Genomic DNA, 20,474 nt, shown 5'->3' with positions numbered 1-20,474 from the left:
TTTGCTGCGTTAGAGGCCATCCAGATGGAAGACAATGATCATATCGGCGCCAGACTAGACCGCTTACCTTTATCCCGGTTTCATTTTCGTATTTTTGGAATAATTAGTTTTGGCCTGCTATTAACGGGGTTTTTGAGTTACTCAGGAAATGTGGTTCTGGCCAAATTGATAAACAATGGTTGGTCGAATAATTATCTTAATGCCGCGTTCACATCGGCACTGATGCTTGGCTATTTTATTGGTTCGCTTACCGGCGGTTTTATTGGGGATTACCTGGGGCGTCGAAAAGCGTTTCGCATTAATTTGTTGCTTGTGGGCATCTCCGCAACGGCTGCCGCATTTGTTCCCAATATGTACTGGCTGATTTTCTTTCGTTGTCTGATGGGGACAGGCATGGGGGCATTGATTATGGTTGGGTATGCTTCTTTTACCGAGTTTATCCCTCCCGTTGTACGAGGAAAATGGTCCGCGCGTCTCTCTTTTGTAGGGAACTGGTCACCGATGCTGTCTGCGGGGATTGGCGTAGTGGTCATTGCGTTTTTAAGCTGGCGGATGATGTTTCTTCTTGGCGGGATAGGGATGCTGCTGGCGTGGTCTCTTTCGGGGAAGTACTTTATCGAATCGCCCAGGTGGTTAGCAGGTAAAGGGCGGCAACGCGAGGCTGAACAGCAGCTTCTCATGATTGAATCGCAAATAGAAAAAGAAAAAAGTATTGTTTTGCCGCCGCATCAGGAAAGCAATAAATCCACGGAATCGCGCTTTGAAAACGGTACATTCTGGCTCTTATTCAAAGGACAAATGCTGCGGCGCACGTTAGTGGCGATCACTGTATTGATTGCGATGAACATTTCGCTTTATACCATTACGGTATGGATCCCGACAATTTTTGTTAATTCAGGAATTGATGTTACAAAATCCATTTTCATGACCGCCATCATTATGATTGGCGCGCCGGTGGGCATATTTATCGCCGCGCTCATTATTGACCATTTCCCCAGACGGTTATTTGGTTCGCTGTTGCTTATCGTTATTGCGGTAGTAGGATATTTTTACTCAATACAGACTGAGGAATGGGCCATTCTGCTTTATGGACTAGTAATGATTTCCTTTCTGTATATGTACGTCTGCTTCGCCTCGGCGGTTTACGTTCCCGAATTATGGCCTACGCACCTTAGACTACGTGGATCGGGTTTTGTGAATGCGGTAGGGCGGATCGTCGCTGTCTTTACCCCCTACGGCGTGGCGGTTTTATTGACCCGCTATGGATCTGTCACCGTTTTTGTTGTGCTGGGTATGCTGCTGGCGGCGTGCGCGCTGATATTATTTTGTTTTGGCATTGAAACGAGAAGAGTTTCGTTAGAAGCGCTCTCCAGCCTGCGTTGAGCTTTGCCTGGTAGCGATGCTGGCGTGACGTATCCGGCCCAAAGATCTATGCAATGGTCTCACCGTTGCGTGATGTATTGACCGGATACGATACCTGCTCCGCTACCTGGCGACAGCCTGGCCCTGCGTCTCTTCCCAGTCTGCCAGCGTATACAGCGTCGCGCCTGCCGCCGCCATCTCCATAAACGCGTGTGCGCTATCCTGCGGGTGAATATTCACGCCGCGACAGCCATCGGTGATAACGTTAACGGCATAGCCCAACTCTAGCGCATCCAGCACCGTAAATTTTACGCAGTAATCGGTCGCCAACCCCATCACGATAAGCTCGGTAACGTCATGCTCGCGAAGCCAGGTATCAAGGGTAGTTTTCTGCCGATGTTCGTTGTCAAAAAACGCGCTGTAGCTATCAATCAGCGGGTTTTCACCCTTATAGATGCAGGCGTCAATCGCATGTTGGTTAAGCAGGGGATGTAACGCCGCGCCGTCGGTATGTTGAACGCAGTGATCCGGCCAGAGCGTTTGCGGCAGCCCGTCCAGCTCTCCCTGACTATAGGGTTCCGCCTGATGCTGGCTGGCGAAGCTGCCATGCTGTGCGGGATGCCAGTCCTGGCTGGCCAGCACCGGAATCTGCCGGGGCTGGCACCAGTCAATAAGAGCGTTGGCGATGTCGATGGTGCTGTCGCCTTCCGCTACAGCCAGCGCGCCGCCGGCGCAAAAGTCATTTTGCAAGTCGACCAGTAATAAGGCCCGGTTTGTCATTATCTTCTCCTTGTCGTCGGGATTTTTTAATCATCCGGCGTCAATTCACCACGCAAGTTTTGCGCCATCGCGCTACGAATCGCCTGAGTGTCCAGACCCTGGCTTAACAAATAATGCAGTTTGGTTAAGGTGGCTTCGACGGTCATATCGGCACCGCCAATCACGCCAGCGTGCGCCAGCGCATTACCGGTAGCGTACCCGCCCATATTGACTCGCCCTGACATGCATTGGGTCAGGTTAACCACCACGATGCCGCGCGAACTGGCCTCTTTCAGCTCCTGTAAAAACGCTTTATTTTGCGGCGCGTTGCCTACGCCATAAGAGCGCAGAATCAGCGCTTTTACCGGCTGACGCAGAAAGTTACGTACTACCTCGGCGGAAATCCCCGGATAAATCGTCACTACGCCTATCGGCTGCGGCGTAATAGGGTGAACGATTAATTCACCAGAACCGTAGGGCGCGGGAGGCGTATTTAAACGGCGAATGTGAATTCCTGCTTCCAGCAAGGGCGGCAGATTAGGAGAGGCAAAAGCGTCAAAACCATCCGCATGGGCTTTGGTCGTGCGATTGCCGCGGAACAGACGATTATTAAAAAACAGCGTTACTTCATTAACAGGATAGTTGGCGGCGACATAAAGCGCATTCAGCAAATTAATTTGCCCGTCGGAACGCAGCTCAGCCAACGGAATTTGTGACCCTGTCACAATAACCGGTTTACCCAGATTTTCCAGCATGAAAGAGAGCGCCGATGCGGTAAACGCCATCGTGTCGGTGCCGTGCAGAATAACAAAACCGTCATACTCATCGTAGTGTGCTTTGATATCTGCAGCGATATGCTGCCAGTCTTCCGGCGTCATATCTGATGAATCCATCAGCGGGGCATATTCATGGATGGTAAAATCCGGCATCTCCGGGCGGTGGAATTCCGGCATCAGCGCCAGCTGGCGCTGAAGGTGCCCGGACACCGGGATATACCCTTTATCTGAGCGCTGCATACCGATAGTACCGCCGGTATAGGCAACGTAAATTGATTTCTTTTGCATGATAATGTTCAGTCGTGTCGCGAAGGACGTATTAATGATTACCGGATGGCGGCTATGAGCAGACGCCGCCATCCGGTATGGCTATTGATGAAGCATTAGCGAACGTTCGCGCAAGTCAAACAGAACGCATAACGGTTTTGCGGATCGTTAAATGCCGCCAGTTTATCCCCCTCGGCCTTCACCGTGTTGGCGGCGGAAACGAGCGGCGCCGGGAGCATCGCCTGAATGGCCTCCGGCAGCATGGCGCGTACTGATCCGGTCATACTGTCCATGACCATATCAAGGACCGTCGGTTCGTCCTGATAGTAATCAAGATGCCACTGTTTCAGTTTCGCCAGCTCCGCCGCTTTGGCGACGGCGTCGTCAAAGTCGCCGAGACTGTCCACCAGACCATTGGCTTTCGCGTCTTCTCCGGTCCAGACATGGCCTTGTGCGATTTTATCAATCTGCTCCGGCGTACGCTTACGCGCGTCTGCCACCAGTGTGATAAAGCGTTTGTAGCCGTACTCAATACTGAGTTGCATCATCTGCTGCACTTCCGGTGACAGCGCTTTGGTCATCGAAATATCCGCCAGCGGCGAGGTGGAAACGCCGTCGCTGTGTACGCCAATCGACGACAGGCTGTTTTCTACCGTATTGATGACGCCGAAGATGCCAATTGAACCCGTCAGCGTGCTGGGGCTGGCCACGATATAGTTTGCCGGCGTAGAGATCCAGTAACCGCCGGAGGCCGCCATGCCGCCCATTGAGACCACCACCGGTTTGCCAGCCGCTCTTGCCGCCGCCAGTTCGGCGCGGATAACTTCGGAGGCGTTGACGCTACCGCCTGGGCTATTGACGCGCAGCACAATCGCTTTCACTTTAGGATCAAGGCGTGCGTCGCGGATCTGCGATGCCGTAGTGTCGCCGCCGACATTCCCTGGCGTTTCTTCGCCATCCATAATCGCGCCATTGGCGAAAATAACCGCAATAGTACCGCCGGTATCCGCAGGCGTTTTCAGCGAATAATCGTAATAGCTGATCGCGCGATAGTTATTTTCGGTTTTGCTCCAGCCAAACTGCTTCGTCAGCGCTTTTTCAACATCTGCGCTGGAGGCGAGGGCGTCCACCAGTTTATGGTCGAGCGCATATTTGGCGGTGTCGCCGCCCACGCTAGTTAACCCGTCGATAATAGCCTGCGCGCCGGGGAAGAGTTGTTGCGGCGAAATCTGGCGATTGGCGGAAACGGTATGCAGGTAGTTCTGCCACAGTTCGCCTATCCAGCGGCTGTCGGCCTCGCGGGCGGCGGGCGACATATCGTCGCGGATAAACGGCTCGACGGCGGATTTATAGGTGCCGACCCGGAAAACGTGGGTAGAGACTTTCAGTTTATCCAGCAGCGTTTTGTAGTACAGGCCATTCGTAGCGAAGCCGTGAAGATCTACCTGACCCTGTGGGGAAAGCCAAATTTTATTGGCGAAACTGGCGAGGTAATACTGACCCTGGCTGTAGTTTTCACCCACGGCGAAAACCGGTTTGCCGCTATCGCGGAATTCGCGCAGCGCTTTACCGATATAGCGCATTGACGGCTGATCGGCGCCGGTGAAGTTTTTCAGATCCAGAACGATACCCGTGATGTTACGGTCATCTTTCGCCTGACGAATAGCGTTGACGATGTCAAACAGGGAGTTTTCCTGCAGACGGTCGGAGCTGGCGCCAAATAACTGGCGTCCCAGCGCGCCCAGACGGTGATTGGTGGAGGGTTTATCCACAATGATGCCGGAAATATCCAGCAGCAAAGCGCCGCGCGCCGTTTGCTCACTGTTGCTGCCGTTACCGATCTGCATCCAGATCCCAACGCCCACCAGAACCAAAAAAATAAAGAACAGGTTGAGTACCATTTCACGGACGAGGTTCAACACTCGCCACGTCCATTTAAAAAATCCGGCAATAAATCGCCACAGGGTTCGCATGTATTCTCCCTATCTGAGTAACAACGCTTATACCTTGGTGAGGATAAAGCATTAAGATGTGGCTATCGTAATGACCCATCAGGCAGTTGTCAGCAGGAATCACTGCCTGCGCTGTAACAAAATCCGCTCCCGTGTTAATTTTGTGAATAAATATCATTGCTGGAGTTAATCAAATGGATGCACTAGAACTGCTGGTCAACCGTCGTAGCGCCTCTCGTCTCGCAGAACCGGCGCCTGTCGGAGAGCAATTACAGAACATTCTGCGGGCGGGAATGCGTGTTCCCGATCATAAATCTCTACAGCCGTGGCGTTTTTTTGTGATTGAAGGAGAGGGGCGCGACCGCTTCAGCGCCGTGCTTGAACAAGGCGCTGTCGCTGCCGGGGGCGATGAGAAAGCGATCGAAAAAGCGCGTAATGCGCCGTTTCGCGCACCGCTGATCATTACCGTGGTGGCGAAATGCGAAGAAAACCATAAGGTTCCAGTGTGGGAGCAGGAGATGTCTGCCGGATGCGCGGTGATGGCGATGCAAATGGCGGCGATTGCGCAAGGGTTTAATGGTATCTGGCGTAGCGGCGCATTAACGGAGAGCGCTATCGTGCGGGAAGCCTTTGAGTGCCGCCCGCAGGATAAAATTGTTGGTTTTCTCTATCTCGGCACGCCGCAGCTCAAAGCGTCAACGACGATCAGTACCCCCGACCCCACGCCGTTTGTGCGTTATTTCTGACGCTGAGGGATAAAACTGTCTGGATTCTGAGCAAAGGCGCGGTAATTCAGACAGTGATACTTACCACATCAGGGAATGAGCGCTACCATAGCGCGAATGCAATGACAGGAGATGTCCATGAGCGAGCAAGCCATTCGTTTAACGCAATACAGCCACGGCGCTGGTTGCGGTTGTAAAATTTCCCCTAAAGTGCTGGAGACTATCCTGCATAGCGAGCAGGCGAAGTTCGTTGACCCGAATCTGCTGGTGGGTAATGAAACCCGCGATGATGCGGCGGTTTACGATCTGGGTAATGGCACCAGTATCATCAGCACCACCGACTTCTTTATGCCGATAGTCGACAACCCGTTTGATTTTGGCCGCATTGCGGCAACAAACGCCATCAGCGATATTTTTGCGATGGGCGGCAAACCGATTATGGCGATCGCGATCCTTGGCTGGCCGATTAATACCCTGTCGCCCGATATTGCGCGTGAAGTGACCGAGGGGGGGCGTTTTGCCTGCCGTCAGGCCGGTATCGCGCTGGCGGGCGGACACTCTATTGACGCCCCGGAGCCGATCTTTGGTCTCGCGGTCACAGGCGTAGTGCCGACCGAACGGGTGAAGAAAAACAGTACCGCGCAGGCGGGATGCAAACTCTTTCTGACCAAACCGTTGGGGATTGGCGTGTTGACCACCGCCGAGAAAAAATCGCTGCTTAAGCCTGAACATCAGGGGCTGGCGACGGAAGTCATGTGTCGGATGAACATTGCTGGCGCGGCGTTTGCCAATATCGACGGCGTAAAAGCTATGACTGACGTTACCGGTTTTGGCCTGCTGGGGCACCTGAGCGAGATGTGCCAGGGCGCAGGCGTGCAGGCGCTGCTTTGCTATCAGGACATCCCTAAACTGCCGGGCGTGGAAGAGTATATTGCTCTGGGCGCCGTACCGGGCGGCACAGAGCGCAACTTCGCCAGCTATGGTCATTTGATGGGCGACATGTCGCGTGAAGTTCGTAGCCTGCTGTGCGATCCGCAAACGTCAGGCGGTCTGCTGTTGGCGGTAACGCCGGACGCCGAAGACGATGTTAAAGCCACCGCGGCGGAATTTGGTATCGATCTGACCGCGATTGGCGGACTGGTCGAGGCCCGCGGCGGTCGCGCTATGGTTGAGATTCGTTAACCTGATGCGGTTGTTTATTGCCGAAAAACCGAGTCTGGGGCGCGCCATTGCGGATGTGCTGCCAAAACCGCACCGTAAAGGCGATGGTTTTATTGAGTGCGGAAACGGGCAGGTCGTCACCTGGTGTATTGGTCATTTGCTGGAACAGGCGCAGCCGGATGCGTATGACAGCCGTTATGCGCGCTGGAATCTGGCTGACCTGCCTATCGTGCCGGAAAAATGGCAGCTTCAGCCTCGTCCTTCCGTCACCAAACAGCTCAATGTGATTAAGCGCTTTTTGCATCAAGCCGGTGAAATTATTCACGCCGGCGACCCGGATCGCGAAGGGCAGCTTCTGGTTGATGAAGTGCTGGATTATCTCCAGCTTCCTGCCGAAAAGCGCCAGCAGGTGCGGCGTTGTCTGATAAACGACCTTAACCCGCAGGCGGTCGAGCGTGCTATTGACAGGCTGCGGGCGAACAGCGACTTCGTGCCGCTGTGCGTCTCCGCGCTGGCGCGAGCGCGAGCGGACTGGCTGTATGGCATTAATATGACCCGCGCTTACACGATCCTGGGCCGTAATGCCGGCTATCAGGGCGTGTTATCCGTGGGACGCGTGCAGACGCCGGTACTGGGGCTGGTGGTGCGGCGAGACGAAGAGATTGAGAACTTCGTCGCCAAAGACTTCTTTGAAGTGAAGGCGCACATCGTTACGCCTGCCGACGAGCGTTTTACCGCTATCTGGCAGCCGAGCGAGGCGTGCGAACCTTATCAGGATGAAGAGGGGCGCTTGCTTCATCGTCCGCTGGCGGAGCATGTAGTGAACCGAATCAACGGTCAGCCCGCGCTGGTAACCAGTTATAATGATAAACGGGAATCAGAATCCGCGCCGCTGCCGTTTTCGCTCTCGACGCTACAGATTGAAGCCGCTAAACGCTTTGGCCTGAGCGCGCAAAACGTGCTTGATATTTGTCAGAAGCTCTATGAAACCCACAAACTGATTACCTATCCGCGTTCCGACTGCCGTTATCTGCCGGAAGAACACTTTGCCGGACGGCAGGCGGTCATGAACGCGATTAGCGTCCACGCCCCGGATTTACTGCCGCAGCCTGTGGTTAACCCTGATACGCGCAATCGCTGCTGGGATGACAAAAAAGTGGATGCGCACCACGCGATTATCCCGACGGCGCGCAGTTCTTCTGTCCATCTGACGGAAAACGAAGCGAAAGTGTACACCCTGATTGCGCGTCAGTATCTGATGCAGTTCTGCCCGGACGCGGTGTTTCGTAAATGCGTTATTGAACTGGAAATCGCCAAAGGAAAATTTGTCGCCAAAGCGCGTTTTCTGGCGGAGGCCGGTTGGCGGACGTTACTGGGCAGTAAAGAGCGCGACGAGGAAAACGACGGTACGCCGCTGCCGGTTGTCGTCAAAGGTGATGAGTTGCTGTGTGAAAAGGGGGAAGTGGTCGAGCGCCAAACCCAGCCGCCGCGTCATTTCACCGATGCGACATTGCTTTCCGCGATGACCGGAATTGCCCGCTTCGTGCAGGATAAAGATCTGAAAAAGATCCTGCGCGCGACCGATGGGCTGGGGACGGAAGCCACGCGAGCGGGGATTATCGAGCTGCTGTTCAAACGTAGCTTTCTGACCAAAAAAGGGCGCTATATTCATTCTACCGATGCTGGCAAAGCGTTAATACATTCGCTGCCGGAAATGGCGGCCCGTCCAGATATGACCGCGCACTGGGAATCTGTTTTGACGCAAATCAGCGAAAAGCAGTGCCGTTACCAGGATTTTATGCAACCGCTGGTCGGCACGTTATATCAGCTGATCGAGCAGGCTAAGCGCACGCCGGTGAAGCGCTTCAGAGGGATAGTCGCGCCAGGCGGTGGAGACAAGAAAAAGAGCGCGCCGCGTAAGCGAGCGGGCAAAAAAAGCCCGCCTGCTGAGGAGACAGGCCGTCAGACCGAATAAGCGTAAAGCCATCTGGCCTGACGACGGGATTAAATGACGCCCTGCGCCAGCATGGCGTCGGCGACTTTCACGAAACCGGCGATGTTGGCGCCCTGAACGTAGTTGGTATGCTTATTATCGCCGCCGTACTCGACACAGGCGTGGTGGATATCCAGCATAATGTGATGCAGACGGGCGTCCACTTTCTCGGCTTTCCAGCTCAACCGCGCGGCGTTCTGCGCCATTTCCAGCCCCGATGTCGCCACGCCGCCCGCGTTGGCGGCTTTACCCGGCGCAAACAGTACGCCTGCCTCAAGGAAGAGATCGGTCGCTTCAATCGTGGTTGGCATATTTGCCCCTTCCGCCACGGCTTTTACGCCATTGGCAATCAGTACGCGCGCGGCGTCAACGTCCAGTTCGTTCTGCGTCGCGCATGGCAGGGCGATATCCACCGGTACGCTCCAGGGCTGCTGGCCTTCCAGATAGGTTAAGCCAAACTCACGGGCGTAGTCAGCGACGCGACCGTCACGGCTGGCTTTAATTTCACACAGACGCGCCAGCTTCTCTGGCGTGAAGCCACTTTCATCGACCACCGTCCCGCTCGAATCCGACGCGGTAACCACGCGCGCGCCAAAGGCCATCGCTTTCTCAATGGCGTATTGCGCTACGTTGCCGGAGCCGGACACGGCGACGCGCATCCCTTCGAAACCAAGACCATGACGTTTAAGCATCGCTTCAGTGAAGTAGACCAGGCCATAGCCCGTCGCCTCCGGGCGAATCAGGCTGCCGCCGAAGGAAAGCCCTTTGCCGGTGAAGACGCAGGAGCTGTTATTGGAAAGCTTGCGCATCATTCCCGCCATAAAGCCCACTTCGCGCCCGCCCACGCCGATATCCCCGGCAGGCACGTCGGTATCCGGCCCTAAATGGCGATACAGTTCAGTCATCAGCGCCTGGCAGAAACGCATCACTTCGCCTTCGCTTTTCCCTTTCGGATCGAAATCGCTGCCGCCTTTACCGCCGCCCATCGGCAACGTGGTGAGGGCATTTTTAAAGGTTTGCTCAAAGCCGAGGAACTTAAGGATGGAAAGGTTTACCGAAGGATGGAAGCGCATACCGCCTTTATAGGGGCCGATAGCAGAGTTGAACTGCACACGCCAGGCGCGATTTACCTGCACCTGGTTTTTGTCGTCCAGCCACACTACGCGAAACTGAATTACGCGCTCTGGTTCAACCAAACGTTCCAGTAAAGACATGTGGCGGTAACGGGGGTTTTGTTCAAGAAACGGCCACAGGGTGGTCATGACTTCACGGACGGCTTGCGCGAACTCGGTTTGATGCGGGTCGCGCTTTTGTACATGGTTGAGGAACGATTCCAGAGAACATGTCTGATCCATAGATATAAAAACCTCTTATATATTAATGTGGTTGTATTTGCGTTTTATCAGAATATGTATTTGCAGTTTTCGACTATACCATCAGCAATGTGACGGTAAGCAAGAAAAAAATGACGCTGCTAAGTAAATTCATAACGGGGCGAGGGTCATAACTAAAAGCGATGACAAAAGAGGATTAAAGTTTTCACGGCGGCTTACCGTTATACTGAGAATATACTTAGAAAAATAAGGAACTCCTATGTGCCGAAGCCTCGTGGTCGCCGTGATGGCGATAATGCCAATGGTCGGGCTGGCAAACCAGAACAGTCGTCCTGATATTCAGGTGAATGTCCCGCCGGAAGTTTTCAGCACGCGCGGTCAGTCGTCCCAGCCCTGCATTCAGTGCTGCGTTTACCAGGATCAGAATTACTCCGAAGGCGCGGTAATAAAAGTGGAAGGCGTCTTGCTCCAGTGCCAGCGTGACGAAAAAACCATCAGCACGAATCCGTTAGTCTGGCGTCGCGTAAAGCCATAAACGCCTGCAATAGCGGAATATCCGCCGGGGCGAGGGGGTATTCCAGCGCCTCTTCCGGCGTACACCAGGCTAAGGCCTGATGTTCCAACGCACGTATCAGACCGTTAAACGCAGGCACATGCCAGGCGTGCAAATGAATCCGTCGGCCAGACACGTCGCGTTGATGGCTGGCGATATAGACGCCGGGCGTGGCGTCAATCCCTAACTCTTCGCGTAGCTCGCGGATAAGCGCCTGCGGCTGGGTTTCGCCGGGTTCGACTTTACCGCCGGCAAACTCCCAAAAACCAGCTTGATCCGCATGAGCTGGGCGCTGGGCCAGCAGTATTTTGCCGTCGCGTTCAATGATGGCGGCAACAACATCGAGTTTTTTTATCATTGTCGTTAAGGTCGTTATTCCTGCCGGGAAGCGTCGCGCTATCCCGGCCTTACGGTTAATCAGAAAGCGGAATCAAACACGAAACGTCGCCCAGACCGGCGCATGGTCGGAGGGTTTTTCCATACTGCGAATGTCGTAGTCTATACCGGTTTCTGCGCAACGTTCCGCCAGCGGAGCGCTTGCCAGCAAGAGGTCAATGCGCAGCCCGCGATTATCCACGAAACCTTTTGAGCGGTAATCAAACCACGAAAATTTATCCATCGTTTGCGGATTCGCCTGACGGAACGTGTCCACTAATCCCCACTTCAGTAACCGTGACATCCATTCACGCTCCTCCGGCAGGAAGGAGCATTTACCGGTACGCAGCCAGCGTTTGCGGTTCTCTTCGCCGATGCCAATATCCAGATCGGTCGGGCTGATATTCATGTCGCCCATAATTAATACCGGATTATCACACTTGAGTTCCGTTTCAAGATAGTTTTGCAAGTTCTGGTAAAACTGCGCTTTCGCGGGGAACTTCAACGGATGATCCCGGCTTTCCCCCTGCGGGAAATAGCCGTTAATGACGGTAATATTACCCAGCGGCGAGGGGATTTCCGCCATGATAATGCGGCGTTGCGCCTCTTCGCCATCATCCGGGAAACCGCGTCTGACGGAAATGGGCGTGGCTTTTGTTAGCAGCGCGACGCCGTAATGGCCCTTTTGTCCATGATAGAAAACGTTATAGCCCAGCTTCGCGACCTCTTCGAGCGGGAACATTTCGTCGTGGACTTTTGTCTCCTGTAGACCGATCACATCGGGCTGGTGTTTTTCGACAATCGCTTCAAGCTGATGGGGACGGGCGCGCAGGCCGTTGATATTAAAAGAGACAAATTTCATAGTCACTGCCACTTTGCAAGGTGAATCGTGTTGGGATGGTAGCAGAAATTTTACCGGGTGACTGCCACTCATCGTCAGATTCGGCCAATGGAAGCGTATGGTGTTTTCTATAGCGCGAAAATGGCACAGTTTGCGTGCAGATGCGCCAGAACGGGGCGGTAATTTCCAGTAAATTTCGTATAAGATCACAATTCCAGAATTATATTTGGCAGCTGAATAATATTTCGCTTTTTCCTCTTTTTAGCCACCGATTATGCGGAAATATTCACTTTTCATGCAGTAAAAGTGAATATCGCTACGCTGTAACCCATTGATTTACCGTTTATCACTTCTGTTTATGCAATGTTAACGCTGGCTGGCACGAATGCTGCAATCTACATTTACAGCGCAAACACTCATATTAATTAACATATAAATAACTTTATTTTTACCAAAAGAGGTCGCTATGTCTCTGTCAGTTACGCGCGAAAACTTTGATGAATGGATGGTGCCGGTATATGTTCCCGCGCCTTTTATTCCTGTACGCGGAGAAGGCTCACGCCTGTGGGATCAGCAGGGGAAAGAGTACATTGATTTTGCTGGCGGGATCGCGGTCAACGCATTGGGACATGCGCATCCGGCGCTGCGCGAGGCGTTAAATGAACAGGCGAATCGCTTCTGGCATACCGGGAACGGTTACACCAATGAACCGGCGCTGCGACTGGCGAAAAAACTGATCGACGCTACCTTCGCCGAACGCGTTTTCTTTTGTAATTCAGGCGCTGAAGCAAATGAAGCTGCATTAAAACTGGCGCGCAAATATGCCCACGATCGTGTCGGCAACCATAAAAGCGGCATTGTGGCCTTTAAAAACGCGTTCCATGGCCGCACGCTCTTTACCGTCAGCGCTGGCGGTCAACCCACCTATTCACAGGACTTTGCGCCGCTGCCGCCGGATATTCGTCATGCAGCCTATAACGATCTGAACTCCGCCAGCGCGCTAATTGATGACAATACCTGCGCCGTAATCGTAGAACCGGTGCAGGGCGAGGGCGGCGTGATCCCCGCCACGAAAGCTTTTTTGCAGGGGCTGCGTGAATTGTGCGACCGGCATCAGGCGTTACTGATTTTTGATGAGGTGCAGACGGGCGTCGGACGTACCGGCGAACTGTATGCATATATGCATTATGGCGTTACGCCCGATATCCTGACGACTGCTAAAGCGTTGGGTGGGGGCTTCCCGATCGGCGCGATGCTGACCACGCAAGACTATGCCAGCGTTATGACGCCAGGCACGCATGGCACCACCTACGGCGGTAATCCGCTGGCGACGGCAGTTGCCGGAAAAGTACTGGATATCATCAATACGCCGGAGATGCAAAACGGCGTCAGACAGCGCCACGATGCGTTTATTGAGCGCCTAAATACCATTAATGTACGTTTTGGCATGTTCAGTGAAATTCGCGGTCTGGGGCTACTGCTTGGCTGTGTGCTACAGACGGAGTTTGCCGGAAAAGCCAAACTCATCGCCCAGGAAGCGGCAAAAGCAGGCGTGATGGTGCTCATTGCCGGTGGCGACGTGGTGCGTTTTGCGCCAGCGTTAAATGTGAGCGACGAGGAGATAGCCACCGGGCTTGATCGTTTTGCCCTGGCGTGCGAACGCCTTCAGACGGGAGGCGCATCATGCGGGTGATTCGTCCTGTCGAACATGCGGATATCGCCGCGCTGATGCAGCTTGCAGGCAAAACGGGCGGCGGCTTAACCTCGCTACCGGCAAATGAAGCGACGCTGGCGGCCCGCATTGAACGCGCGCTAAAAACCTGGTCCGGCGAGCTGCCAAAAGGCGAACAAGGGTATGTATTCGTTCTCGAAGACAGTGAAACGGGTGAGGTCGGCGGGATCTGCGCCATTGAGGTCGCGGTCGGTCTTAACGACCCCTGGTATAACTATCGTGTCGGTACGCTGGTTCATGCCTCCAAAGAGCTGAATGTATATAACGCGTTGCCAACATTATTCCTGAGTAATGATCACACTGGCAGCAGTGAGCTTTGCACGCTGTTTCTCGATCCCGAATGGCGTAAAGAGGGTAACGGCTACCTGTTGTCAAAATCGCGCTTTATGTTTATGGCCGCGTTTCGCGATAAATTCAATGAGAAAGTGGTGGCGGAAATGCGCGGCGTCATTGACGAGCACGGTTATTCTCCCTTCTGGCAAAGTCTCGGCAAACGCTTTTTTTCTATGGATTTCAGCCGGGCGGATTTTTTATGCGGTACCGGGCAAAAAGCGTTTATCGCCGAGCTGATGCCCAAACATCCTATTTATACCCACTTCTTATCTGAAGAGGCACAGGCCGTGATTGGCGAAGTCCACCCGCAAACGGCGCCAGCCCGCGCGGTGCTGGAAAAGGAAGGCTTTCGCTATCGCCACTATATCGACATCTTCGACGGTGGGCCGACGCTGGAGTGTGATATTGACCGCGTGCGGGCTATTCGTAAAAGCCGACTGGTGGAAGTCGCGGAAGGGCAACCCGCGCCTGGCGACTATCCGGCATGTCTGGTCGCCAATGAAAACTATCACCACTTTCGGGCCGCGCTGGTGCGTGCCGATCCGCAGACTTCACGACTTGTACTTACCGCCGCGCAGTTGGATGCGCTGAAATGTCGCGCGGGCGACCACGTTCGGCTGGTACGCCTTTGCGCTGAGGAGACAACCGTATGACGCTATGGATAAACGGCGACTGGATAACCGGTCAGGGCGAACGCCGCCGCAAAACGAACCCGGTGAGCGCGGAGATAATTTGGCAGGGGAATGACGCTAATGCGGCACAGGTCGCCGAGGCCTGTCAGGCGGCGCGTGAGGCGTTTCCTTGTTGGGCCAGACAGCCTTTTGCGGCACGACAGGCTATCGTAGAGAAATTTGCCGCCCTGCTGGAGGCGCATAAAGCCGATCTCACGGAGGTCATCGCGCGTGAAACCGGTAAACCGCGCTGGGAGGCGGCAACGGAAGTGACGGCGATGATCAATAAGATTGCCATCTCGATTAAGGCTTACCACGCCAGAACAGGCGAACAAAAAAGCGAACTTGTCGATGGCGCCGCGACTTTGCGCCATCGTCCTCACGGTGTGCTGGCGGTATTCGGCCCTTATAACTTTCCCGGCCATTTACCGAATGGCCATATTGTGCCCGCGTTGCTGGCAGGCAATACGCTGATTTTCAAACCTAGCGAGCTAACGCCATGGACCGGGGAAACGGTAATAAAACTCTGGGAACGGGCGGGGCTACCGGCAGGCGTTCTTAATCTGGTGCAGGGCGGCCGGGAGATCGGACAAGCGCTGAGTTCGCTCGACGATCTCGACGGACTGCTGTTTACCGGCAGCGCCAGTACCGGATATCAGCTTCATCGCCAGCTATCCGGCCAGCCGGAAAAAATCCTGGCCCTTGAAATGGGCGGAAACAACCCGCTCATTATTGAGGATGCGACAAATATGGATGCGGCGGTACATCTGACGCTGCAATCGGCGTTTATTACCGCCGGACAGCGCTGCACCTGCGCGCGACGCCTTCTGGTAAAACAGGGTGCGCAGGGAGATGCATTTCTGGCGCGGCTGGTTGACGTCGCCGGACGTCTGCAGCCCGGCAGATGGGACGACGATCCGCAGCCGTTTATCGGCGGACTGATTTCAGCGCAGGCGGCACAGCATGTGATGGAGGCCTGGCGTCAACGAGAGGCATTAGGCGGTCGCACGCTACTGGCGCCGCGGAAGGTCAAAGAGGGAACCTCTCTGCTGACGCCTGGCATCATTGAGCTGACGGGCGTCGCGGATGTGCTGGATGAAGAGGTGTTTGGTCCGCTGCTGAACGTCTGGCGTTATGCGCATTTCGATGAGGCGATTCGTCTGGCGAATAATACCCGTTTTGGTCTGTCGTGTGGGCTGGTGTCGACGGATCGCGCGCAGTTCGAACAGCTCTTGCTGGAGGCGCGGGCAGGGATCGTTAACTGGAATAAACCGCTCACCGGGGCAGCGAGTACTGCGCCGTTTGGTGGTGTCGGCGCGTCTGGCAACCATCGACCCAGCGCCTGGTATGCCGCCGATTATTGCGCCTGGCCGATGGCTAGTCTGGAGTCTCCCGAACTGACGTTGCCTGCGACATTAAGCCCCGGCCTCGACTTTTCTCGCAGGGAGGCGGTATGACGGCGCATGAAGTTAATTTTGACGGGCTGGTGGGGCTTACGCACCATTATGCCGGGCTATCCTTCGGCAATGAGGCATCGACCCGCCACCGTTTTCAGGTGTCGAATCCTCGTCTGGCAGTAAAGCAGGGGCTGCTAAAGATGAAGGCTTTGGCGGATGCCGGCTTTCCCCAGGCGGTGATCCCGCCGCATGAGCGGCCTTTTATTCCGGCGTTGCGTCAGCTCGGCTTCACGGGTAGCGATGAACAGATTCTGGATAAGGTTGCGCGTCAGGCGCCACGCTGGCTTTCCAGCGTGAGTTCCGCGTCGCCAATGTGGGTTGCGAATGCGGCGACGGTTTGCCCATCGGCAGACGCGCTGGACGGGAAAGTTCACCTGACGGTGGCGAATTTAAACAATAAATTTCATCGCGCTCTTGAGGCGCCTGTTACCGAAGCGCTGCTACGCGCCATATTTCGCGATGAAAGTCAGTTTTCAGTGCATAGCGCGTTACCGCAGGTCGCATTATTGGGAGATGAAGGCGCGGCGAATCATAACCGTCTTGGCGGCGAGTATGGTTCGGCAGGCGTGCAGCTTTTTGTCTATGGGCGCGAAGAGGAGAATGAAATACGACCCGCTCGTTATCCGGCGCGCCAGAGCCGCGAAGCCAGCGAGGCCGTGGCGCGTCTTAATCAGGTGAATCCGCAACAGGTTATCTTCGCTCAACAAAACCCGGAGGTCATCGATCAAGGCGTATTCCATAATGATGTCATCGCCGTTTCGAATCGACAGGTATTGTTTTGTCACGAAGCGGCGTTTGCCCGGCAGAAAGTGCTCATTAATCAGTTGCGTACGCGCGTTGACGGTTTTATGGCGATAGAGGTGTCCGCCGGAGAGGTTTCTGTATCAGATGCTGTGGCGACCTACCTGTTTAATAGTCAGTTGTTAAGCCGTGACGACGGCTCAATGCTGTTAGTGTTGCCGCGGGAATGTCAGGATCATGTCGGCGTCTGGCGCTATCTGAATAAGCTGGTGGCGGAGGATAACCCCATCAGCGCGATGCAGGTGTTTGATTTGCGAGAAAGTATGGCTAACGGCGGCGGGCCGGCCTGTCTGCGATTACGCGTGGTGTTAACAGAAGAAGAACGACGGGCGGTGAATCCAGCGGTAATGATGAATGACGCTCTGTTTACGGCCCTTAACGCGTGGGCGGATCGTTATTATCGCGATCGCCTGACCGCCGCCGATCTGGCCGATCCGTTATTATTGCGAGAAGGCCGGGAGGCGCTGGATGTGTTAACGCGTCTGCTGGATTTGGGGTCGGTTTATCCTTTCCAGCAAACGGGGGCGGCTGATGGATAACTTTCTGGCGTTGACGCTAAGCGGCACGACACCACGGGTGACGCAGGGGAAGGGCGCGGGTTTTCGCTGGCGCTGGTTAAGCCATGGTCTGCTTGAACTCACGCCCGATGCGCCGGTCGACCGCGCGTTAATTCTTTCTGCGGGGATACACGGCAATGAAACCGCGCCGGTCGAGATGCTGGATAAGCTGCTGTCGGCGCTGTATTCAGGCAGCTTGACGTTAACGTGGCGAGTGCTGGTGGTACTCGGCAATCCGCAGGCGCTGGCGGCGGGAATACGCTATTGTCACAGCGATATGAACCGTATGTTTGGCGGGCGTTGGCAGTCCTTTGCCGAAAGCGATGAAACGCGGCGGGCGCGTGAGCTGGAGCTAAGTCTGGATACCTTCTTTTCATCTGGCCAGGCGCGGGTACGCTGGCATCTGGATCTGCATACCGCCATTCGTGGCTCGCATCATTTGCGTTTTGGCGTATTGCCGCAGCGCGACCGCCCGTGGGAGACAGATTTTCTGGCGTGGCTGGGCGCGGCAGGACTGGAGGCGTTGGTATTTCATCAAGCGCCCGGCGGTACGTTTACGCACTTTAGCTCTGAACATTTCGGCGCGCTTTCTTGTACGCTGGAGTTGGGAAAGGCGTTGCCGTTTGGGCAAAACGATCTGACGCAGTTCAGTGTAACCTCGCAGGCGTTGTCGGCGCTGCTGAGCGGTGTCGAAACGTCAACCTCGTTTTCGCCGCCGCTACGCTATCGGGTGGTGTCGCAAATCACGCGTCACAGCGACAAGTTCGCGCTTTATATGGATGCGCAAACGCTGAATTTTACTGCCTTTGCGAAGGGAACGTTGCTGGCCGAGGAGGGGGATAAGCGCGTGACGGTGACGCATGACGTTGAATATGTTCTCTTTCCTAATCCCTCTGTCGCCTGCGGATTGCGGGCTGGATTAATGCTGGAAAGACTGCCCTGATAAATGTCCCTGTAAGCTCACGTTAGGGTTACAGGGATGATTTGGGATACAGTTTCATGCTATTACGGATTATTCCTGGAGAATTGCTTTATTAATAAGCGTTGCTGCGTTATAGTTCTGCATAATTTCTGCTATATCATGCTGTTGTATATTTCTCTTTCAACTCTGCGCAATTTATTCTTTTTTTCTTCACAATTGGCGAAAAAGTGTTTTTTATACTTTCATTGTTTTACCGTTGTTATGACTAATTGACGCTAAGACGGTTAAAGTTAATCACGACAACACGGCGCTGTTTTAAATATGCCGTAAAAATAACTGAAAGGAAGGATGGAAATATGCGTAAACTGACTGCTCTATTTGTTGCCTCTACCCTGGCGATGGGCGCTGCGAATCTGGCTCATGCCGCTGAGACTACCACCGCCGCGCCAGCGGATGCGAAGCCAATGATGCAGCATAAAGGTAAATTTGGCCCACATCACGATATGATGTTTAAAAACCTGAACCTGACAGACGCACAGAAGCAACAAATTCGCGACATTATGAAAGCGCAGCGCGAGCAAATGAAACGTCCGCTGCTGGAAGAGCGTCGCGCCATGCATGATATTATTGCCAGCGATACCTTCGATAAAGCCAAAGCCGAAGCGCAAATTACGAAAATGGAAGCGCAGCGCAAGGCCAATATGCTGGCGCATATGGAAACCCAGAATAAAATTTATAACGTTCTGACGCCGGAGCAGAAAAAGCAATATAACGCTAATTTTGAGAAGCGTCTGACAGAACGCCCGGCGCAAGAAGGTAAAATGCCTGCTGCGGCAGAATAACTTTCCGCATAATTTAAGACCGCCGGTCTTGTCGACAACACAATCGTTGAGGTGGACAGGATCGGCGGTTTTCTTTATGACTGGCGACAGTCGGTGTGCAGTTCAATGATCTCATATTGACCTGACATTAGTGGCTTACAGAGAATTTTATAGCCATCCTGATCAAAGCCCGCAGGGGTGCGCACCAGGGTGGCGGCCTCATCCAGCGAGGGGACCGCCCCCAGCCATAACCAGTTGTTGATAATATGGAACTGGGTCATTTGCGGGCGGCTCTCTTTTAACGCGATAGCGCCTTTCCAGGGCCAGCAAACCACACGTAACCGTTCCAGTGAGGCCTGCAGGCGAAGAAAATGCGCCTGCGGGGTTTCTTGCCCACAACACGCGCCAGCGCAGCGCTTCAGAGCGAAACGAAAACAGGCGCGCCCACGGCTTACCGATTCAAGCCCCAGCAGGCCATAACACAATTTTTGTTCATCGGCGAGGTTCTGTAAGCTTTGCAGCGCTGCCCGACGGTTGGCGAAGAGCCCAAACAGGTTCGGCTCATGGGAAAAATCGACGCTGCGGGCGGAAACGACCTCAATCTTTTGTTCGCTCAACTGTAGAGAGCAAAGCTGGCGATTACGCCGTAACCGCTTGTTAAACAGCGGCTGTTGTTCTTTGATCAGCCGCGCCTCCAGCAGCAACGCGCCCATTTCCCCAGCGGTGCAGATCCAGCTTATCCGCCGCGCCTGTCGCAGCATAGCGGCCTCGTCAGGCGTTCGCAGATGTGAAAGCACCCGGCTGCGAATATTTACGCTTTTACCGATATAAAGCGGCAGCGTATCGCTTTCGCTATGAAATATATAGACGCCCGGTAAGGCTGGCGCTTCGCTGAGGAAAGGACGTAAATGTTCTGGATATTCGTAAATGGCCGCCGCTTCAAACTCAAGGCGGGGGGCTGATTGACGCCGTACCACAGTGATCTCCGTTAACTGGTTATTCATCCAGTATAACAGCGGATGGGTGATTAAAAAAGAGGCTGGGAAGAGAGGCGGCCGGATAGACGAGCGATATCCGGCACA

18 protein-coding genes are annotated in these 20,474 nt (G+C 54.3%); 11 read left to right on the top strand and 7 right to left on the bottom strand.

Annotated elements, in window-relative coordinates; genetic code table 11:
• The first annotated feature begins 24 nt into the window (after positions 1 to 24).
• Entirely contained in the window at positions 25 to 1,383 is a 1,359-nt protein-coding gene (locus tag NA986_RS05790; protein ID WP_023209894.1) for an MFS transporter, read from the top strand.
• Positions 1,384 to 1,485: 102 nt separating this feature from the next.
• On the opposite strand, the gene pncA is transcribed toward NA986_RS05790, so the two are convergent.
• The 3 genes from pncA to sppA all read right to left on the bottom strand — a co-directional run bounded on the left by pncA (position 1,486) and on the right by sppA (position 5,137).
• Positions 1,486 to 2,142 carry a bifunctional nicotinamidase/pyrazinamidase gene (gene pncA / locus NA986_RS05785; protein ID WP_000184701.1) on the bottom strand — a complete coding sequence of 219 codons (657 nt, stop codon included), beginning with the start codon at positions 2,140 to 2,142 and terminating at the stop codon, positions 1,486 to 1,488.
• 26 nt (positions 2,143 to 2,168) lie between these two features.
• Entirely contained in the window at positions 2,169 to 3,185 is a 1,017-nt protein-coding gene (ansA, locus tag NA986_RS05780) for an asparaginase (RefSeq protein ID WP_001170136.1), read from the bottom strand.
• A 95-nt stretch (positions 3,186 to 3,280) separates the two neighbouring features.
• Positions 3,281 to 5,137, bottom strand: coding sequence for a signal peptide peptidase SppA (gene sppA / locus NA986_RS05775; RefSeq protein WP_023242007.1), 1,857 nt, complete (start codon positions 5,135 to 5,137; stop codon positions 3,281 to 3,283).
• 173 nt (positions 5,138 to 5,310) lie between these two features.
• On the opposite strand from sppA, the gene NA986_RS05770 reads away from it, so the two are divergent.
• The 3 genes from NA986_RS05770 to topB all read left to right on the top strand — a co-directional run bounded on the left by NA986_RS05770 (position 5,311) and on the right by topB (position 8,977).
• Positions 5,311 to 5,862, top strand: a complete 552-nt coding sequence (locus NA986_RS05770; RefSeq protein WP_000339313.1) for an NAD(P)H nitroreductase — start codon at positions 5,311 to 5,313, stop codon at positions 5,860 to 5,862.
• A 117-nt stretch (positions 5,863 to 5,979) separates the two neighbouring features.
• Positions 5,980 to 7,023 (top strand): selenide, water dikinase SelD, encoded by a 1,044-nt coding sequence (gene selD, locus NA986_RS05765; protein ID WP_001294889.1) that lies wholly within the window; start codon positions 5,980 to 5,982, stop codon positions 7,021 to 7,023.
• Positions 7,024 to 7,027: 4 nt separating this feature from the next.
• Complete coding sequence (gene topB, locus NA986_RS05760) at positions 7,028 to 8,977, top strand: DNA topoisomerase III (protein ID WP_023216208.1); 1,950 nt, start codon at positions 7,028 to 7,030, stop codon at positions 8,975 to 8,977.
• A 29-nt stretch (positions 8,978 to 9,006) separates the two neighbouring features.
• On the opposite strand, the gene gdhA is transcribed toward topB, so the two are convergent.
• Positions 9,007 to 10,350 (bottom strand): NADP-specific glutamate dehydrogenase, encoded by a 1,344-nt coding sequence (gene gdhA, locus NA986_RS05755; protein ID WP_000372869.1) that lies wholly within the window; start codon positions 10,348 to 10,350, stop codon positions 9,007 to 9,009.
• A gap of 238 nt (positions 10,351 to 10,588) precedes the next feature.
• Between gdhA and NA986_RS05750 the strand changes: the two genes are divergently transcribed.
• The gene (locus NA986_RS05750; RefSeq protein ID WP_000336847.1) at positions 10,589 to 10,864 is read left to right on the top strand and encodes a YnjH family protein; all 276 of its coding nucleotides are present in this window, start codon (positions 10,589 to 10,591) and stop codon (positions 10,862 to 10,864) included.
• Here NA986_RS05750 and NA986_RS05745 read toward each other — a convergent pair.
• Positions 10,824 to 11,240 carry a pyrimidine (deoxy)nucleoside triphosphate diphosphatase gene (locus NA986_RS05745; RefSeq protein WP_000592135.1) on the bottom strand — a complete coding sequence of 139 codons (417 nt, stop codon included), beginning with the start codon at positions 11,238 to 11,240 and terminating at the stop codon, positions 10,824 to 10,826. The two genes, NA986_RS05750 and NA986_RS05745, sit on opposite strands and share 41 nt — an antisense overlap.
• 72 nt (positions 11,241 to 11,312) lie before the next feature.
• The gene (gene xthA / locus NA986_RS05740) at positions 11,313 to 12,119 is read right to left on the bottom strand and encodes an exodeoxyribonuclease III (RefSeq protein WP_000673954.1); all 807 of its coding nucleotides are present in this window, start codon (positions 12,117 to 12,119) and stop codon (positions 11,313 to 11,315) included.
• A gap of 445 nt (positions 12,120 to 12,564) precedes the next feature.
• Here xthA and astC point away from each other — a divergent pair, with 445 nt between their 5' ends.
• From astC to spy, 6 genes are all read left to right on the top strand, one after another.
• On the top strand, positions 12,565 to 13,791 hold the full coding sequence (gene astC / locus NA986_RS05735; protein WP_000059506.1) for a succinylornithine/acetylornithine transaminase: 1,227 nt from the start codon (positions 12,565 to 12,567) through the stop codon (positions 13,789 to 13,791).
• A complete protein-coding gene (astA, locus tag NA986_RS05730) occupies positions 13,782 to 14,816 on the top strand; it encodes an arginine N-succinyltransferase (protein WP_023216209.1) in 1,035 nt (344 codons plus the stop codon). Before astC ends, astA begins: the two co-directional genes overlap by 10 nt.
• A complete protein-coding gene (gene astD, locus NA986_RS05725; protein ID WP_023216210.1) occupies positions 14,813 to 16,291 on the top strand; it encodes a succinylglutamate-semialdehyde dehydrogenase in 1,479 nt (492 codons plus the stop codon). The genes astA and astD overlap by 4 nt, the downstream gene beginning before the upstream one ends.
• Positions 16,288 to 17,631: an N-succinylarginine dihydrolase gene (gene astB, locus NA986_RS05720; RefSeq protein WP_023216211.1), complete on the top strand. Its 1,344-nt coding sequence runs from the start codon at positions 16,288 to 16,290 to the stop codon at positions 17,629 to 17,631. The genes astD and astB overlap by 4 nt, the downstream gene beginning before the upstream one ends.
• Positions 17,624 to 18,592, top strand: a complete 969-nt coding sequence (astE, locus tag NA986_RS05715; RefSeq protein ID WP_023216212.1) for a succinylglutamate desuccinylase — start codon at positions 17,624 to 17,626, stop codon at positions 18,590 to 18,592. The genes astB and astE overlap by 8 nt, the downstream gene beginning before the upstream one ends.
• Before the next feature lie 335 nt (positions 18,593 to 18,927).
• Complete coding sequence (spy, locus tag NA986_RS05710; RefSeq protein ID WP_001228998.1) at positions 18,928 to 19,413, top strand: ATP-independent periplasmic protein-refolding chaperone Spy; 486 nt, start codon at positions 18,928 to 18,930, stop codon at positions 19,411 to 19,413.
• Positions 19,414 to 19,487: 74 nt separating this feature from the next.
• Here the strand turns inward: spy and cho are convergent, their stop codons facing one another.
• Complete coding sequence (gene cho / locus NA986_RS05705; RefSeq protein ID WP_001728969.1) at positions 19,488 to 20,369, bottom strand: excinuclease Cho; 882 nt, start codon at positions 20,367 to 20,369, stop codon at positions 19,488 to 19,490.
• Positions 20,370 to 20,474 lie beyond the last annotated feature (105 nt).

The sequence above is a fragment of the Salmonella sp. NW177 genome (assembly GCF_051811585.1).
Taxonomy (GTDB): Bacteria; Pseudomonadota; Gammaproteobacteria; order Enterobacterales; family Enterobacteriaceae; genus Salmonella; species Salmonella enterica.
The sequence above is the reverse complement of the archived record's forward strand: the minus strand, read 5'-3'. Positions and strand labels throughout refer to the sequence as shown.

Bases quoted from the DNA above. Each gene is read 5' to 3' on its own strand.
- NA986_RS05750 (WP_000336847.1), top strand. From the start codon at position 10,589: ATGTGCCGAAGCCTCGTGGTCGCCGTGATGGCGATAATGCCAATGGTC.
- sppA (WP_023242007.1), bottom strand. From the start codon at position 5,137: ATGCGAACCCTGTGGCGATTTATTGCCGGATTTTTTAAATGGACGTGG.
- NA986_RS05745 (WP_000592135.1), bottom strand. From the start codon at position 11,240: ATGATAAAAAAACTCGATGTTGTTGCCGCCATCATTGAACGCGACGGC.
- gdhA (WP_000372869.1), bottom strand. From the start codon at position 10,350: ATGGATCAGACATGTTCTCTGGAATCGTTCCTCAACCATGTACAAAAG.
- topB (WP_023216208.1), top strand. From the start codon at position 7,028: ATGCGGTTGTTTATTGCCGAAAAACCGAGTCTGGGGCGCGCCATTGCG.
- astB (WP_023216211.1), top strand. From the start codon at position 16,288: ATGACGGCGCATGAAGTTAATTTTGACGGGCTGGTGGGGCTTACGCAC.
- xthA (WP_000673954.1), bottom strand. From the start codon at position 12,119: ATGAAATTTGTCTCTTTTAATATCAACGGCCTGCGCGCCCGTCCCCAT.
- pncA (WP_000184701.1), bottom strand. From the start codon at position 2,142: ATGACAAACCGGGCCTTATTACTGGTCGACTTGCAAAATGACTTTTGC.
- spy (WP_001228998.1), top strand. From the start codon at position 18,928: ATGCGTAAACTGACTGCTCTATTTGTTGCCTCTACCCTGGCGATGGGC.
- astC (WP_000059506.1), top strand. From the start codon at position 12,565: ATGTCTCTGTCAGTTACGCGCGAAAACTTTGATGAATGGATGGTGCCG.
- NA986_RS05770 (WP_000339313.1), top strand. From the start codon at position 5,311: ATGGATGCACTAGAACTGCTGGTCAACCGTCGTAGCGCCTCTCGTCTC.
- ansA (WP_001170136.1), bottom strand. From the start codon at position 3,185: ATGCAAAAGAAATCAATTTACGTTGCCTATACCGGCGGTACTATCGGT.
- selD (WP_001294889.1), top strand. From the start codon at position 5,980: ATGAGCGAGCAAGCCATTCGTTTAACGCAATACAGCCACGGCGCTGGT.
- astE (WP_023216212.1), top strand. From the start codon at position 17,624: ATGGATAACTTTCTGGCGTTGACGCTAAGCGGCACGACACCACGGGTG.
- NA986_RS05790 (WP_023209894.1), top strand. From the start codon at position 25: ATGGAAGACAATGATCATATCGGCGCCAGACTAGACCGCTTACCTTTA.
- astA (WP_023216209.1), top strand. From the start codon at position 13,782: ATGCGGGTGATTCGTCCTGTCGAACATGCGGATATCGCCGCGCTGATG.
- astD (WP_023216210.1), top strand. From the start codon at position 14,813: ATGACGCTATGGATAAACGGCGACTGGATAACCGGTCAGGGCGAACGC.